Source organism: Bacillus sp. SIMBA_005, from assembly GCF_046535585.1.
Classification (GTDB): domain Bacteria; phylum Bacillota; class Bacilli; order Bacillales; family Bacillaceae; genus Bacillus; species Bacillus pumilus.
This window is the reverse complement of record NZ_JAWRWI010000002.1, coordinates 96987-113645: the sequence shown is the minus strand read 5'-3', so window position 1 is coordinate 113645 and position 16659 is coordinate 96987. Positions and strand designations below refer to the sequence as shown.

The 16659-nt window shown below is 41.4% G+C and carries 18 protein-coding genes; 16 read left to right on the top strand and 2 right to left on the bottom strand.

All coding sequences use genetic code 11. From position 1 onward, the window contains the following. Window positions 1-16: 16 nt before the first annotated feature. The 10 genes from upp to SB660_RS03175 all read left to right on the top strand — a co-directional run bounded on the left by upp (window position 17) and on the right by SB660_RS03175 (window position 8059). Entirely contained in the window at window positions 17-646 is a 630-nt protein-coding gene (upp, locus tag SB660_RS03220) for a uracil phosphoribosyltransferase (RefSeq protein ID WP_003214553.1), read from the top strand. 496 nt (window positions 647-1142) lie between these two features. Then, on the top strand, window positions 1143-1526 hold the full coding sequence (locus SB660_RS03215) for an ATP synthase subunit I (protein WP_003215321.1): 384 nt from the start codon (window positions 1143-1145) through the stop codon (window positions 1524-1526). A 7-nt stretch (window positions 1527-1533) separates the two neighbouring features. Further along, window positions 1534-2268, top strand: coding sequence for a F0F1 ATP synthase subunit A (gene atpB, locus SB660_RS03210; protein ID WP_003215198.1), 735 nt, complete (start codon window positions 1534-1536; stop codon window positions 2266-2268). A gap of 48 nt (window positions 2269-2316) precedes the next feature. After that, window positions 2317-2529, top strand: coding sequence for a F0F1 ATP synthase subunit C (atpE, locus tag SB660_RS03205; RefSeq protein ID WP_003214968.1), 213 nt, complete (start codon window positions 2317-2319; stop codon window positions 2527-2529). Between the two features lie 120 nt (window positions 2530-2649). After that, on the top strand, window positions 2650-3171 hold the full coding sequence (atpF, locus tag SB660_RS03200) for a F0F1 ATP synthase subunit B (protein WP_003214532.1): 522 nt from the start codon (window positions 2650-2652) through the stop codon (window positions 3169-3171). Beyond that, window positions 3168-3713, top strand: coding sequence for a F0F1 ATP synthase subunit delta (locus SB660_RS03195; RefSeq protein WP_410581309.1), 546 nt, complete (start codon window positions 3168-3170; stop codon window positions 3711-3713). Before atpF ends, SB660_RS03195 begins: the two co-directional genes overlap by 4 nt. A 16-nt stretch (window positions 3714-3729) precedes the next feature. After that, window positions 3730-5238 (top strand): F0F1 ATP synthase subunit alpha, encoded by a 1509-nt coding sequence (gene atpA, locus SB660_RS03190; protein ID WP_012011548.1) that lies wholly within the window; start codon window positions 3730-3732, stop codon window positions 5236-5238. Between the two features lie 88 nt (window positions 5239-5326). Next, on the top strand, window positions 5327-6193 hold the full coding sequence (locus tag SB660_RS03185; RefSeq protein WP_012011547.1) for a F0F1 ATP synthase subunit gamma: 867 nt from the start codon (window positions 5327-5329) through the stop codon (window positions 6191-6193). A gap of 24 nt (window positions 6194-6217) precedes the next feature. Then, on the top strand, window positions 6218-7639 hold the full coding sequence (gene atpD / locus SB660_RS03180; protein WP_012011546.1) for a F0F1 ATP synthase subunit beta: 1422 nt from the start codon (window positions 6218-6220) through the stop codon (window positions 7637-7639). Window positions 7640-7663: 24 nt separating this feature from the next. Continuing rightward, window positions 7664-8059, top strand: a complete 396-nt coding sequence (locus tag SB660_RS03175) for a F0F1 ATP synthase subunit epsilon (RefSeq protein WP_003214592.1) — start codon at window positions 7664-7666, stop codon at window positions 8057-8059. Between the two features lie 41 nt (window positions 8060-8100). On the opposite strand, the gene SB660_RS03170 is transcribed toward SB660_RS03175, so the two are convergent. Further along, window positions 8101-8607 (bottom strand): hypothetical protein, encoded by a 507-nt coding sequence (locus SB660_RS03170; RefSeq protein ID WP_371869430.1) that lies wholly within the window; start codon window positions 8605-8607, stop codon window positions 8101-8103. A 137-nt stretch (window positions 8608-8744) separates the two neighbouring features. Here SB660_RS03170 and SB660_RS03165 point away from each other — a divergent pair, with 137 nt between their 5' ends. From SB660_RS03165 to SB660_RS03140, 6 genes are all read left to right on the top strand, one after another. Further along, entirely contained in the window at window positions 8745-8975 is a 231-nt protein-coding gene (locus SB660_RS03165; RefSeq protein ID WP_025208130.1) for a DUF1146 family protein, read from the top strand. A 128-nt stretch (window positions 8976-9103) separates the two neighbouring features. After that, window positions 9104-9838 (top strand): YwmB family TATA-box binding protein, encoded by a 735-nt coding sequence (locus tag SB660_RS03160; protein ID WP_180309945.1) that lies wholly within the window; start codon window positions 9104-9106, stop codon window positions 9836-9838. 32 nt (window positions 9839-9870) lie between these two features. After that, window positions 9871-11178, top strand: coding sequence for a UDP-N-acetylglucosamine 1-carboxyvinyltransferase (gene murA, locus SB660_RS03155; protein ID WP_034660278.1), 1308 nt, complete (start codon window positions 9871-9873; stop codon window positions 11176-11178). A 254-nt stretch (window positions 11179-11432) separates the two neighbouring features. Further along, a complete protein-coding gene (gene spoIID, locus SB660_RS03150) occupies window positions 11433-12458 on the top strand; it encodes a stage II sporulation protein D (protein WP_410581304.1) in 1026 nt (341 codons plus the stop codon). Between the two features lie 323 nt (window positions 12459-12781). Continuing rightward, window positions 12782-13480, top strand: a complete 699-nt coding sequence (locus tag SB660_RS03145; RefSeq protein WP_081042276.1) for a VWA domain-containing protein — start codon at window positions 12782-12784, stop codon at window positions 13478-13480. 82 nt (window positions 13481-13562) lie between these two features. Beyond that, a complete protein-coding gene (locus tag SB660_RS03140) occupies window positions 13563-14240 on the top strand; it encodes a VWA domain-containing protein (protein ID WP_058013481.1) in 678 nt (225 codons plus the stop codon). Window positions 14241-14293: 53 nt separating this feature from the next. On the opposite strand, the gene SB660_RS03135 is transcribed toward SB660_RS03140, so the two are convergent. Continuing rightward, window positions 14294-16642: an FdhF/YdeP family oxidoreductase gene (locus SB660_RS03135; protein ID WP_410581301.1), complete on the bottom strand. Its 2349-nt coding sequence runs from the start codon at window positions 16640-16642 to the stop codon at window positions 14294-14296. Between the last annotated feature and the right edge of the window lie 17 nt (window positions 16643-16659).

Here is a 16659-nt window from a genome sequence, read left to right as displayed (position 1 = left end):
GGAGTTGTAGCAAGCTATGGCAAAGGTTTATGTATTTGATCACCCGCTTATTCAACACAAACTTACATATATTCGTGACGTTCATACAGGAACAAAAGAATTTAGAGAGCTAGTGGATGAAGTCGCAACATTAATGGCATTTGAAATCACAAGAGACTTACCGCTTGAAGAGGTAGATGTAGAAACACCTGTACAAGTAGCGAAATCAAACGTGATCTCAGGGAAGAAACTCGGTGTTGTGCCAATTTTAAGAGCTGGTCTTGGAATGGTGGACGGGATTTTAAAACTCATTCCAGCTGCTAAAGTGGGACATGTCGGTTTATACCGTGATCCGAAAACATTAAAGCCTGTTGAATATTATGTGAAGCTTCCATCTGATGTGGAAGAGCGTGAATTTATCGTAGTAGATCCAATGCTTGCAACTGGAGGTTCAGCAGTCGAAGCATTGAACAGCTTGAAAAAACGCGGGGCGAAAAACATTCGCTTCATGTGTCTGATTGCTGCTCCTGAAGGTGTAGAAGAAATGCAAAAGCATCATCCTGACGTTGATATCTACATTGCAGCATTAGATGAGAAATTAAACGAAAAAGGTTACATTATTCCAGGTCTTGGTGATGCCGGTGACCGTATGTATGGAACGAAATAACATGTTTTAATAAAAGCCCACATGCAAACGTGCATGTGGGCTTTTTGAAATATATGACAAACGGTTGATATCGTTCTTAGAAAAATCAATGTATACTGAACATTAGCTGTTTTTTTCAATGAATGTCACGTGTCTCCTAAAGTTTGATGAAATTGTGAACATTTTGTGTGCTCTATCATTATAGAAAAGTTTTTTAACTTTCAACGGATTGACACATCATAGACGCTATTGTATGCTAAACGAGGGTATTATGGTAAGGTTTTCATAGCCTATAGCACTCTACTAATCCTCATTGTGAACCCTTTAATTATCAGGGTTTGTATCAGCGAATGAAGCAACATCCCATAGATCTTTAGATTTCAAGTCTGATTGTGCAATTAGACCGATGGGTGATTGATTTTTTTCGAACAGGACTGCTTATCATAAGCGTCTTCTACGCAGTTTTCATCACCATTTATCACCTTTTTTACAATATTTTTCATCGGGAGTCAGATGAATGAACGATCCAAACGCGATTTTCCGCAGACAGAGTAAATACATGTTCTATCTATTGGCAATTTTTGTGTTTGGCTATGCCATGCCTGGTTTTAAACCACTGTTTCTTGGTTTGATTATCGGCACAATTTTTGCTTTCTTTAATTTATTCCTTCTTATACGGAGAATGCACGCTTTTGATCGAGCGGTTAAAAAAGGAAAATCCATTCGTTCAATGGGAAGTACAGCCAGGTGGGCCAACGCAATTCTCGCAGTAGCGATTGCTTGGCGTTACCCTAATGAAGTTCATCTGGCAGGTGTTGTTATAGGATTAATGACAATATATCCTGTCATTATGATAGATTCCTTCATTCAACTTAAACGTTCTACTATGGAAGAGAGGTGAATACTCTTTGGGTCACAGTTCAAAAACGACAGAATTTTTAGGGTTAACGTTCAACTTATCCAATGTTCTCATGATTACGATTGCTAGTATCATCGTTCTTCTCATAGCGGTGCTGACTACTCGTGTTCTGTCTATTCGTCCGACAAAGGCGCAGAACTTCATGGAATGGATAGTTGATTTTGTTCGAAATATCATAGGTAGTTCGATGGACATGAAAACAGGAGCCCCATTTCTAGCGCTAGGCGTTACATTACTCATGTACATATTTGTTTCAAACATGCTTGGACTGCCATTTTCGATTACGGTCGATCACAACTTGTGGTGGAAATCACCAACAGCAGACCCTGCAATCACAATGACACTAGCGATTATGGTCATGGGCTTGACACATTATTACGGTGTCAAGGCAAAAGGAGTCAAGGAATATACGAAAGACTACTTTAGACCAATTCCGCTTTTAGTACCATTGAAACTAATTGAAGAATTTGCAAACACGCTAACACTTGGTTTGCGTCTTTATGGAAACATTTTTGCTGGAGAGATTCTTCTTGGTTTGCTTGCAGGACTAGCGACCAATTTCTACACGCAAAACATTGCGCTTGGTATCGTTGGTACATTAGGTGCCATCGTGCCAATGATTGTATGGCAGGCATTCAGTTTGTTTGTCGGAACAATCCAAGCATTTATCTTCACCATGCTGACAATGGTGTACATTTCTCATAAAGTCAGCGACGAACACTAAAAAATTGAGAGTCCAAAAAGGACGTTATTTTAAAGGAGGAGCTTTTTAATGAATTTAATAGCAGCAGCAATTGCAATCGGTTTGGGAGCACTAGGAGCAGGTATTGGTAACGGTCTAATCGTATCTAAAACAGTTGAAGGAATCGCTCGTCAGCCAGAAGCTGGTAGAGAACTAAGAACTCTTATGTTCATCGGGGTAGCTTTAGTTGAGGCACTTCCAATTATCGCTGTCGTTATCGCATTCTTGGCATTCTTTGGTTAATATGTGAGAAGCGTTCTAATATGAATTTTAATGGCGAAGATCAGATTAGTTCGAAACTTCGCCATTCCTTTATGTTTTGTTTCTTAACATATTATTTAAAGAAGGGAGTTGCCGTACTAAATGTCTCAGTTACCAGTGGTTTTAGGAGCAGGTGGCTTAAGTTTCAATGCCGGGGATATGATATTCCAGCTGATCGCTATGCTCATCTTGCTTGCACTTTTAAAGAAATTTGCGCTTAAGCCTTTATTAGGGATTATGAAACAGCGTGAAGATTATATAGGAAATGAAATTTCAAGTGCTGAACAAAAGCACGTTCAAGCTGAAAAGCTTCTTGAAGAACAACGTGTCTTATTGAAAGAAGCACGCGAAGAATCACATACACTCATCGAAAATGCGAAAAAGATTGGTGAGAAACAAAAAGAAGAGATCATTCAAGCAGCACGTCAAGAGTCAGAGCGCTTGAAAGAGTCTGCTAGAACTGAAATCGTGAAAGAAAAAGAACAAGCTGTGGCTGCACTGCGCGAGCAGGTTGCATCACTATCTGTACTTATTGCATCTAAAGTGATCGAAAGAGAACTTGATGAGCAAGCACAAGAGAAATTGATTCAAGAGTATCTTAAAGAGGCAGGCGAAAGCCGATGAGCGTGACTATTGTCTCTAAGCGTTACGCTTCTGCTCTTTTTGACATCGTTCTTGCTTCTTCGGCAGTAGACGAAACTGAAAAAGAGCTGAATGAGATTGAAAAAGTTCTAAAGGCTGACCAAGAGTTGAATGACTTTCTTGTTCATCCAAAGATTACGGCAGACAAAAAGAAACATTTGATTGCAGAAGCTTTCAAAGGTGTTTCGACACATGTATTGCACACAATGTATTTATTGATTGACCGAGGACGCACGAACATTTTCTCTGAGATGACGTCTGAGTTTGTGAAACTTGCAAACCGCACGAAACAAATAGACGATGCGATCGTGTATTCAGTGAAACCGCTGAGCGGTGCTGAAATTCAATCTTTATCTGAAGTATTTGCCAAAAAAGCCGGAGTCACATCACTGCGTGTTGAAAATGTGATTGACAAGGATCTAATAGGCGGAGTGAAAATCCGTATCGGAAACCGCATTTATGACGGCAGTGTCAGCGGAAAGCTTTCCCGCATTGAACGTCAGCTTGCAGGCGAAAATCGTTAGAAGGGGTGAAACCTTAGTGAGTATCAAAGCTGAAGAGATTAGCGCGCTGATAAAGCAGCAAATCCAAAACTATCAATCTGAAATTGAAGTAAAAGATGTCGGTACAGTCATCCAAGTAGGGGACGGTATCGCGCGTGTACATGGCCTTGACAACATTATGGCAGGAGAGCTGGTTGAGTTCTCTAACGGTGTAATGGGTATGGCTCAAAACCTTGAGGAGTCTAACGTAGGTATCGTTATTTTAGGACCTTACAAAGATATCCGCGAAGGTGACGATGTAAAACGTACAGGTCGTATCATGGAGGTTCCAGTAGGTGAAGAGTTAATCGGACGTATTGTGAACCCACTTGGTCAGCCTGTTGATGGACTAGGTCCAATTTTAACAAGCAAAACTCGTCCAATCGAAAGTGAAGCACCAGGCGTTATGGATCGTAAATCTGTACATGAGCCGCTTCAAACAGGAATTAAAGCAATTGATGCCTTGATTCCAATCGGACGCGGACAGCGTGAATTGATCATTGGTGACCGTCAAACAGGTAAAACATCTGTTGCAATTGATACGATCCTTAACCAAAAAGATCAAGACATGATCTGTATTTATGTAGCGATCGGACAAAAAGAATCAACGGTTCGTGGTGTTGTTGAAACACTTCGTAAGCATGGTGCGCTTGATTACACAATTGTAGTCACAGCTTCTGCATCACAGCCAGCTCCACTTCTTTACCTTGCTCCTTATGCAGGTGTAACGATGGGTGAGGAATTCATGTATAACGGCAAGCACGTACTTGTTGTATATGATGACCTTTCTAAACAAGCGGCAGCTTACCGTGAGCTTTCATTATTGCTTCGTCGTCCTCCAGGTCGTGAGGCATTCCCTGGTGATGTTTTCTATCTTCACTCTCGTTTATTAGAGCGTGCAGCGAAGCTTAGTGACGCAAAGGGTGGCGGTTCTATCACAGCATTGCCTTTCGTAGAAACGCAAGCTGGTGATATCTCTGCATATATCCCAACAAACGTTATTTCAATCACAGATGGACAGATCTTCTTACAATCTGACCTCTTCTTCTCAGGCGTACGTCCAGCAGTAAACGCAGGATTGTCTGTATCCCGTGTAGGTGGTTCTGCACAAATCAAAGCGATGAAAAAGGTAGCAGGTACACTTCGTCTGGATCTTGCTTCTTATCGTGAGCTTGAAGCATTCGCTCAATTTGGATCTGATCTAGACCAAGCGACTCAAGCAAAATTAAACCGTGGTGCTAGAACTGTTGAAGTCTTAAAACAAGACTTGAACAAACCGCTTAAAGTTGAAAAACAAGTAGCGATTCTTTATGCACTCACAAGAGGATACTTAGACGATGTCGCGGTTGCTGATGTCAAACGTTTCGAAGCTGAGTTATTCATGTACATTGAAGAAAATCATAAAGGATTGTTTGACACGATCTCTCAAACAGGAAACATGCCTGCTGATGAAGAGTGGAATACAGCCATCGAAGGCTTTAAACGTACGTTTGCACCAAGCAACTAATTAGTAATCTTTCCGAGAGAAAAAGATTCTCTTTTTCTCTCTTTTCACGTAAATGAACACGGATTCCTGAAAAAAGGTGGTGAAATCTTTGGCCTCATTACGCGATATAAAGTCAAGGATCACGTCAACGAAAAAATCGAGTCAGATCACAAAAGCGATGCAAATGGTATCAGCTGCGAAACTGAATCGTGCTGAAAACAATGCGAAGTCTTTTGTTCCTTACATGGAGAAAATCCAGGAAGTGGTTGCTGCAATCGCAACTGGAACAAGTGCTAAGCACCCAATGCTTCTTTCAAGACCTGTCAAGAAAACAGGATATCTCGTCATTACATCTGATCGAGGACTTGCAGGACCTTTTAACAGCTCGATTTTGCGTGCCGCTTACCAAACCATTCAATCTCGTCATCAGTCAGCTGATGAATATGCGGTGATTGTGATTGGTAAAATCGGACGCGACTTCTTCAAAAAGCGCGGTATTCCAGTTATTTCTGAAGTAACAGGGCTTGGAGACGAAGTAGCGTTTGCTGATATTAAAGAATTAGCAAGCAGTACAGTTCAAATGTTCTCTGATGAAGCGTTTGACGAACTTTACATGTTCTACAACCACTTTGTCAGTGCCATTTCACAAGAAGTAACAGAGAAGAAATTATTGCCGCTAACGGACATTTCGGCCGCAGCGACACCTAATAAACGTTCCGCATCTTATGAGTTTGAGCCTTCTGAAGAAGAAATTCTTGAAGTTCTCCTTCCTCAATATGCAGAGAGTTTGATTTTCGGTGCGCTTCTTGACAGTAAAGCAAGTGAACATGCTGCAAGAATGACAGCAATGAAGAGTGCAACAGACAACGCAAAGGAATTGATCGACAGCCTGACACTCTCTTACAACCGTGCTCGTCAAGCAGCGATTACACAAGAGATTACAGAAATTGTCGGCGGAGCAGCTGCCTTAGAATAGAAATAATTGTCAGGAGGGAATGCAATGAAAACAGGACGCATCAGTCAGATCATGGGACCAGTCGTAGACGTTCGTTTTGAAGATGGTCACTTGCCTGAGATTTATAATGCGATCAGAGTTTCGCATAAAGCGGAAAGTGAAAGTGAAGTTGATATCGACTTAACTTTAGAAGTAGCACTACATTTAGGTGACGATACAGTGAGAACCATTGCAATGGCTTCAACAGATGGTGTGAAGCGTGGTATGGAAGCTGTAGACCTTGGAAAACCAATTTCAGTACCAGTTGGTAACGTAACACTTGGACGTGTATTCAACGTACTGGGAGATAACATTGACTTAGATGAGCCACTTGGTGTGGAAGCTCAAAGAGATCCAATCCACAGACAAGCGCCTTCTTTTGATCAACTTTCTACAGAAGTTGAAATTCTTGAAACGGGTATTAAAGTTGTTGATCTTCTTGCTCCTTACATCAAGGGCGGAAAGATCGGTCTATTCGGTGGAGCCGGTGTAGGTAAAACCGTTCTGATTCAAGAATTGATCAACAACATCGCACAAGAACACGGCGGTATTTCTGTATTCGCTGGTGTTGGAGAGCGTACACGTGAAGGAAACGACCTTTACTACGAAATGAAAGATTCTGGCGTTATTGAAAAAACAGCCATGGTCTTCGGACAAATGAACGAGCCACCAGGTGCACGTATGCGTGTTGCCCTAACTGGTTTGACAATGGCAGAGCATTTCCGTGATGAACTAGGTCAAGACGTATTGTTCTTCATCGATAACATCTATCGTTTTACACAAGCAGGTTCTGAAGTATCAGCCCTTCTTGGACGTATGCCTTCAGCGGTAGGTTATCAGCCGACACTTGCAACAGAAATGGGTCAGCTGCAAGAGCGTATCACGTCTACAAACGTAGGGTCGGTTACATCGATTCAAGCGATCTATGTACCTGCGGATGACTACACGGATCCAGCTCCAGCAACAACGTTCGCTCACCTTGATGCAACGACAAACCTTGAGCGTAAGCTGACTGAAATGGGTATTTACCCAGCGGTTGATCCTCTTGCTTCAACATCTCGTGCACTTGCACCTGAGATCGTTGGCGAAGAGCACTATGCCATTGCGCGTGAAGTGCAGCAAACATTGCAGCGTTATAAAGAACTACAAGATATCATTGCCATTTTAGGTATGGATGAATTATCAGAGGACGATAAGCTTGTTGTACACAGAGCGCGTCGTGTTCAATTCTTCCTATCTCAAAACTTCCACGTAGCAGAGCAGTTCACTGGCCAAAAAGGTTCTTACGTGCCATTGAAAGAAACTGTTAAAGGCTTCAAGGAAATCTTATCTGGTAAATACGATCACCTTCCAGAAGATGCATTCCGCTTAGTTGGACGCATTGAAGAAGTGGTTGAAAAAGCCAAAGAGATGGGTGTAGAGGCCTAATCTGGTCCTTAGGAGGGTAAAAGCATGAAGACCGTTCAAGTCAATATCGTTACTCCCGACGGCCCAGTGTATCAAGCGGATGTGGAAATGGTCAGTGTGAGAGCAGAAAGCGGTGAGCTTGGTATTTTAGCTGGCCACGTTCCAATGGTTGCTCCGCTAAAAATCGGTGCAGTTCGCTTAAAACATAGTGGATCAACTGAATTGGTTGCAGTAAGTGGCGGATTTGTTGAAGTTCGCCCTGAACAAGTAACCATTCTTGCTCAGGCCGCTGAAACATCAGATAAAGTTGATGTCGATCGTGCGAAATCAGCGAAACAGCGTGCTGAAGAGCATTTGAACCACCCGAATGAAAGTGATGTACGCCGGGCGGAACTCGCATTAAAACGGGCGTTAAACCGTTTAAATGTAGCAGGGAAATAAAACAGAAAATCCTTCTTATCACAATGATAAGAAGGATTTTTTTAGAATGACATGAGGGATTGGTACATTGACACATACGGGTGAGAATCCTGTTTTTCAAGATATAAGTGCTCGCAAAACTGCGTACTATGCCACGTTTTATTGTGCCGGCGCAAACCCAGCGTATATTGATGCGGAGAGTCCATATAAGGACGTACCACCCAGTCAGCATCTGAATGATGACGGAGGACAACCTCTCCCATATATACACTCATCATCGCTTCTAATGCATCTATTGGCATTTTCCACTCAGCAAACAACTGCTTAGTAAATGCATCAAAGTAAAGTGTTTCTAACTGATACAGGCTCTCCTCAGAATAATCCAAAGAAATGTTATGAAAATGACACAATTGCGCTAATTCTTCTAGCTGTGTCTGTCTATAATCAAAGTAGAAAGCAATGGCCTCCCATTCATGATCAAATGAGGGAACCAGTTCTCCGTACAAATCAACAAAGTCAGGAAAAGAATCTTTCAATGTGTACAGCTCCTTCCACACGCAGTATATCATCTCCTTGGCACCAGGATAAGAGGGGATTTACTCTAAATGTAGCTCTTTTTTCCAAATGATTCATCTTTCCGATTTTCGCGGATATAATGAAAGGGAGTTTTCCTTTACAGAAATAAATAAAAGGAGGATTCAACTGTATGGAAGACGTAGGACAACAAGCAATCGTGAGTATTGTGATCCACCTGTTTTTTATTGCGATTACATGGTGGGCATTGCTTGCCGTAAATATTGACCCACTAATTAAAAAAGGGAAAATCATTCAGGCAAGATTGCTGATGATGCTCATTACCATTGCTATTGCATCTGCAGTCAGCAATTTCTTCCTTGATTACTTAAATTTCTCCAGACAAATCCCTTATATGTTCTAACATAAAAGGTTTGGTCACTGCCTTATGCGGGAACGTAAAAAGAAGTGTCAAAAGTATGGCCTTTGATGACTTTTCCACGTATGCATAGACCTCCTTGCGGCAACACTTGTAGCAAGGGGGAATGACAAGTGAGAAAGTATATAAAAGGTTGGCCATTATTTGCGTTTATTCTTTTTTTTGTTCTGATGATTCAAGGTGTTCGTGCGGAAGAATCTTCTCCGCTCGCCCAAATAGCAGAAGGTCTGAACAACCAGCAAATTGAAGTAGATGGATGGACTCTTCACGCCAAAACAAATGTAAACATTTCATCTGAACAATTTTCAAAAAAAGTGAAACGTTTCAAAGACGAACTACGACAGTATGAGTGGACCGAAAAAGAAGAACAACATGTCACCAAAGTCACAGGAATTTACAAAGATGAAAAAAATGATACATTATCGAAAATTTTACTCGTGAAGACCGACACAAAATCCAATCAAAAGTCGTATTTATTATATGAGCAAAAAGGTGCTCGCCCACTGAATACCTGGAAGCATACATATGATCAGTTCGTACGTCATGCAAAAAGCATATTACAAGAGAAATTTGTAATTTTTACTTGTCTCGATGGTCATGTAAATGGTATGATGGATGTTGTTTTGCAAAAAAAAGCTGAAATGTTAGGAAATGAATTTCAAGCAAAACCAGTTGAGTATCTCGTTGAGTCTAATTTTGTGTCGCTTTCCGCTTACACAGATAAGTGGGAACAGTTCATTATGACTTCAAATGATAAAATGAATGTTCAAATTGCCATCAGAAGTTCGGAAATGAACGAAAATCATACGATTACGGTTGGCACACCAATCGTAACGACTGAATATTAATATAGAGAATTTGGGACGCGGAGGGGAAGACCTTGGAAAAAATCATCGTCCGCGGCGGTCAAAAGTTAAACGGCACAGTTAAAGTAGAAGGAGCAAAAAATGCCGTTTTACCAGTTATCGCTGCATCTTTGTTAGCAAGTACAGAAAAAAGCGTAATTTGTGATGTACCTACGCTCTCCGATGTATATACAATCAATGAAGTGTTACGTCATTTAGGAGCAGAAGTACATTTTGAAAATAACGAAGTATCAGTGGATGCATCTCATGCACTAGAAACTGAGGCTCCGTTTGAGTATGTCCGTAAAATGCGAGCGTCTGTGCTCGTCATGGGACCACTTTTAGCAAGAACAGGTCATGCAAGAGTTGCATTACCTGGAGGCTGTGCGATTGGTTCAAGACCAATTGACCAGCATTTAAAAGGCTTTGAAGCAATGGGAGCTAAAATTCAAGTAGGAAATGGTTTCATCGAGGCTGAAGTCAAAGGCCGTTTAAAAGGTGCGAAAATCTATTTGGATTTCCCAAGTGTTGGCGCAACTGAAAACATCATTATGGCAGCAGCTTTAGCTGAAGGAACAACGATTTTAGAAAACGTAGCAAAAGAACCTGAAATTGTTGATTTGGCAAACTACATCAATGCCATGGGCGGTAAAGTTCGCGGAGCTGGTACTGGTACAATCAAAATCGAAGGTGTGGAAACACTTCACGGTGCAAAACACAACATCATCCCTGACAGAATTGAAGCAGGTACTTTCATGGTGGCAGCAGCCATTACAGAAGGAAATGTTCTTGTGAAAGGCGCAGTGCCGGAGCACATGACATCACTTGTAGCAAAAATGGAAGAAATGGGTATTCAGATCATTGAAGAAGAAGAAGGATTAAGAGTCATTGGACCATCTGAGCTCAAGCCAATTGATCTAAAAACTATGCCACATCCTGGTTTCCCAACGGATATGCAATCTCAGATGATGGCGCTATTGCTTCGTGCGAACGGAACAAGCATGATTACAGAAACGGTATTTGAAAACCGCTTTATGCATGCAGAAGAATTCCGCCGTATGAATGGTGATATTAAAATTGAGGGTCGCTCTGTCATTATCAACGGGCCGGTTCAACTTCAAGGTGCTGAAGTGTCAGCGACTGATTTAAGAGCAGGAGCAGCACTTGTACTTGCTGGATTAGTAGCAGAAGGTCATACACGTGTCACTGAGTTGAAGCATATCGATCGTGGATATGTGAACTTCCACCAGAAGCTTGCAGCAATCGGTGCAGATATTGAAAGAGTAAACGATGAAACAGCAGATGTGACACAAGAACAAGTTGTATCAGATCTGAACGCGTAATCATAAAGAAATCAGTGTGTCCATTGGGGCATGCTGATTTTTTTTAGAATCATAGATTGCTTTATTTTTAAAGCTTATCATTAGTGTATCCAATCATCTTAAATTTTATTCATACAGACGAACAGTAAAATCAGTTGATAAACAGCCTCTTATCTTCATCAAAAGACTTGTCCACCGAATGAAAGAAGCTGTCATATTAGCTTGTCCCTCCCCATAGGATAAAAGAGATTCAATGAAAATGGGGGCAGCCAAATATGAAACCAATGATATGGACAATCGCAGGAATATGCATCATTATTTTAATGATTCCAACTTTACTTGTGTTGCCGACGTTTCAAGGGAAACCGGAGGCAAGCCAGCATGTATCAGCGGAGCCATCAGTTAAAAAAGAAGTGAAGGGTACAGTCAAATTGAAGCAATCACCCGTCGCTATCCCCGTTTATCGTTCTGCTCATCAACAGGTAGAAAACATCCCCTTAGAAGAGTATGTGATCGGTGTCGTAGCGTCTGAAATGCCAGCTGATTTTGAGATGGAAGCACTCAAGGCACAGGCACTCGCCGCAAGAACGTATATCGTCAGACAAATGATTATCGATAAGACCGTCAAATCACCAAAGGGCTCTCTTGTAGATGATACCCAAATGTTCCAGGTGTATAAAAACAAGCAGGAACTCAAGAAAATTTGGGGGAAGGCGTACAATTGGAAATTGAAAAAAGTTACAGAAGCTGTCGCCAGCACACAAGGAAAAGTGCTGACTTATGACGAGAAGCCAATTGATGCTTCATTCTTTTCAACAAGTAACGGGAAAACGGAAAATGCCGAAGCTTATTGGAAAAATGAAATCCCATATTTGAAAAGTGTTTCAAGTAAATGGGACGAAAAATCGCCAAAATTTCAAAACAAGAAAACCATCCCAGTTAGTGAATTTCAGCAAAAATTAGGTGTGACGCTCACTCAGCAGGCTCAGGTAGGGCAGATAGTAGAACGGACACCAGGTAATCAAGTAGCAAAAGCCGTAATAAACGGTAAAACACTGACAGGCAGAGACATTCGAGAGTCATTAGGACTTCATTCAGCGGACTTTACTTGGGAACGCCAAGGCCAGCAAATCATCATCACGACAAAAGGGTATGGCCATGGTGTTGGAATGAGTCAGTACGGTGCGCATTATATGGCACAGTCAGGCAAAAAAGTGGATGCTATCGTGAAACATTATTATAAAGGGATTCAAATTGAACCAGCTGATCGTTTTCTTAACACGTATATGGCTAAAAAATAAAGCAAAGGTGCCTCAGAATGGGGCATCTTTTTTGTGTGTTTCAAGAGGTTTGAACAGAATGTGTCAATTTGCGACTTAAGACGCACCTCAGGAAATCTTAAACATTTACGTCCCGACAAGCACCGATGGCCGATACAAAGCCCCTCGAAAGAAGGAGAAAACAAGAGAAAAAATGATGTGTTGGGTGAATGTATCTAGACAACTGACAGATTTTTAGTGATTTTGATGAAAGAGAAAAAGGGACCGAGTCCTATACCATTCCAAGACAGAATCTTTTACGATTAAGATGTTTCAATTTAATACATAGGGAGGAAGGAAAAATGATGTTGAAAAAAGTATTTACACTCGTAACCTTAGCTGTATTGACATTATCTATGTCAATCTCTTCACCAGTATTTGCAAAAGCATCTACAGTCAAAAAACATAACAAAGATGTAAGAGTCACCATTTTACTTGATGCAAGTGGAAGCATGGCAAGAAAAGTAGAGGGAGAACGCAAATTTGACCTCGCTAAACAAGAGGTATTTAAATTTGCTCAGTCACTTCCAAAAGACGCTAAAATTCGTATGAGCTTGTTTGGCTCTGAAGGAAACAACAAAAATTCAGGTAAAGCTCAATCATGTGAAGTCATTAGAGGCGTTTATGGCGTACAGCCTTACGAAAAAGACAGCTTCGAAAACTCATTAAACGGACTTGGACCAAATGGCTGGACACCGATTGCTCGTGCTCTTGAAGATGCAAAGCAAACGGATGAACAGCTTAATAATGGTACAAAACATATTGTGTACCTCATCACTGATGGCGAAGAAACTTGTGGCGGAGATCCAGTAAAAGTAGCAAAAGAATTGCATAACTCTAAAGGGTCGACTGTTGTGAATGTCATTGGATTAGACTTTAACGATGGCTATGAAGGTCAGTTAAAGCAAGTAGCCAAAGCTGGTAAGGGCCATTACTACCAAGCAAGCACTGGTAAAGAAATGGGTTCTATCCTGTCAGCAGAATCATTAAAATTACACGAATAACTTGCTGAACAAAAGGGAAACGATTGATGTATGCTTTCGTTTCTCTTTTTCTGTACAAATGTAAAAAGGGAGGTTTTTATAAATGAAACGCAATATTGTATTAACTATTTTGGCTAGCCTTGTCCTGCTTCTTTCTTCACCAGCTCATGCTGTGACAAAAAAACAGGAGCCAGCTCATGTGGTGATATTACTCGATTTAAGCGGCAGCATGGCGCAATCAGTTGAAGGCGAAAAGAAAATCGATATCGCCAAACGTTCTATTCAAAGCTTCGCAAGTATTTTATCAGATGATACACAAGTCCTTCTTCGTGTGTTTGGTCATGAAGGAACCAATAAAAATGCTGGAAAAGCAATTTCTTGTGGAAGCTCTGAAGCCGTTTATGGATTTGGATCATATGAATCATCAACATTTCAGCAAGCTCTGAATGTGTATAAACCAACCGGCTGGACACCACTTGCAAAAGCATTAACAGATACGAAGCAAGATTTTGAAGATCACCAGGCTGAAGGGAAAAATATTGTCTATGTCGTCAGTGATGGTAAAGAAACTTGTGGAGGAAGCCCTTCACAAGCAGCAAAGGAACTACATGAAGGCGGAATTGACACCATTGTTAATATCATCGGCTTTGACGTGAATGAAAAAGAAGCAAAAAGTCTAAAGTCTGTTGCAAAAGCGGGCGGTGGACAATATCAACCGGCTGCAAATGCCGAAGAATTGAATCACATTCTACAAAGTGAAGCGAGCACTTTTGGTCAGTAGGATATGAATGGGAGCTGGGGATTGTTTTCCCCAGCTGTTTTTTTAGGTGAAGATCAATTCAAAGTAGTTTCTAATTCATCAATTCGTTTCTCCACGTAGTGCTGGTCTTTTCTTGCATGAAAGGTTTCAGCTTTTTCTAATATGGCCGCCGTATTATATTCGGGAATCTGTGAGTAGCTCTCATACACACCTTTTGGAATTAAAACGTTCCCTTCAGGCCAGTAAACAGCGATATTGCCACGTTTCAACTCCCCAAATTGAGCGACTCCTTGGTAGGATCCATATTGATTAAACAAAACAACTGGATCACCTTCTTTGATATAAAGTTCTCTAGCATCATCTTCATTCATCAAGATAGAATGACGCTTCCCACCATTAAAGGCATCCTTTTCACTATAGATCATGGAATTGAATTGCTTTCCTCTTCTTGTCGTGATATGAAAATGACCCTCGGTTTTTCGGTATTGAGGCAGCTGGGCAGGAAGAAGATGTCCTTTGCCGTCCGGTGTTGGACACTCTCCGTCTTCACATAGCCAGGCACCTCCCCATTGAAAAACGTCTCCTTTATGACGTAAATGCTGGATGCCATCATAGTTTCGATTTGCGATCGCAATCTCGCGGCGAATGTCTTCAGCCGTTTCGAAATGAATCAGCTCAGCATCTTCTGGTCGTACTCTTTTTGCAAGATCAATATAAATATCCCATTCTGCTCTGGCTTCCTCAATCCGAGGACCTTCAATTTCTGGACTGAAATATACCATGCGTTCCGTACTAGTAGATGTACCGCCGCCTGGCTGTTCATACCTTGTCATAGCAGGCAGAACAATTACCGTCTCCTCTGCCTCTACAAGTGTAGAGGTATTCAAAATGATATCTTGATGGACACGAAGTTCAAGCTCAGATAAAGCTTTTTCGATCGCATCTGGATTTGGCATCGTTTCTAAAAAGTTCCCGCCGCTCGTAAACAGCATTTTGAGTTTTTGCGGATGTTCTTTTGGGAGAGTCATTTTCTCAAATGATTGCCCAATAGTGTCACCATGCCACTTCGGAATGTCAAAACCCCAAATTTTTTCGATTCTTTCAATATTCTCCTCATCAAAATCACTGCCCGGCAAAACAAATGGGTCAGCACCCATTTCACCAGAACCTTGAACACCGCTATGCCCGCGAATTGGCATGACACCACAATGTTTCCTGCCAATAAATCCACGTAACATAGCAAGGTTGGCAACCTGTGATATATTATCAGTTGCAAAGCGGTGCTGAGTAAGACCCATGCTCCAAATGAAAACGCCTGAATTGGCATTGGCAAGAAGGATGGCAAATTCCTTCATTCTTTCTTTTGATAAGCCTGATGATGTCTCTAGGTCTTCCCATTTCAATTGTGCGACATGCTGCTGTAAATCCTGTATGCCGGTAGTATGAGCTTGAATAAATTCATGATCAAGAGCGGAATGGGGGGCGTGCTGCTCCATGTCAAACCAATGTTTGATGACACCGTTCATAAACGCAATATCGCCGCCTATATTGACTTGATAGAAATCATCCGCGATTTTTGTGCCGAATAAAGCACTTTCTGGAATAGAGGGAACCCAGTACTTTTCCATGGCAGGCTCTTTGTACGGATTGATGACAATAATTTTGGTTCCTTTCTTTTTCGCCGCATACATATATTTAGTTGAAACGGGCTGATTGTTTGCTGCGACAGATCCCCAAAAAATTAAGACATCTGTTCCGATCCAATCGTTGTAATTACAGCTGGAAGCTCCTATCCCAAGGGACCGCTTAAGAGCGGTTTTGCTCGGTGAATGACAAATGCGAGACGCATTATCAATATGATTTGTCCCGATAAAGCGAGCTGCCTTCGCAGCAGTATAATAGACTTCATTTGTAATGCCTCTAGCTGTTAAATAGAAAGCGAGCTGCCGTTTATCAATTGATTTGATTTTAGCTGCGATTTGATCTAATGCATCATCCCAAGAAATACGCGTAAAGGCATTGTCACCTTTTTTTCGAATGAGTGGATAAGGGATACGACCAAGTTTGCGAAGAGTGGTGCTGTCCATGTGTTTGAGCTGTTGAATGTCTTCAAACCATTTTGGATCAATAGCTGGCATTGTATTAAGACGAAGTACATTTAGTCTTGTGGTGCATATATGAGGTCCTGCGAGCGTTTGGTCATATAACCCTGAGACACCAAGGGCGCAGCCGTCACACACGCCTTGCGTTAAAATACGATATGCATAGGGGAGATTATCCTTGTTCTCCCACGCCACTTTCATCGTATCTCGAATGTGTTTCGGCTTTACTTTTCCAAGTCCCATAGGCGCAAAAGAAGCCCATAGCTTTGGTGAGGGTTTTTTATTAAGCTTAATAGGCCCCTTATGTTTTGTTTTCCCCATGATAACATCACCCTCCT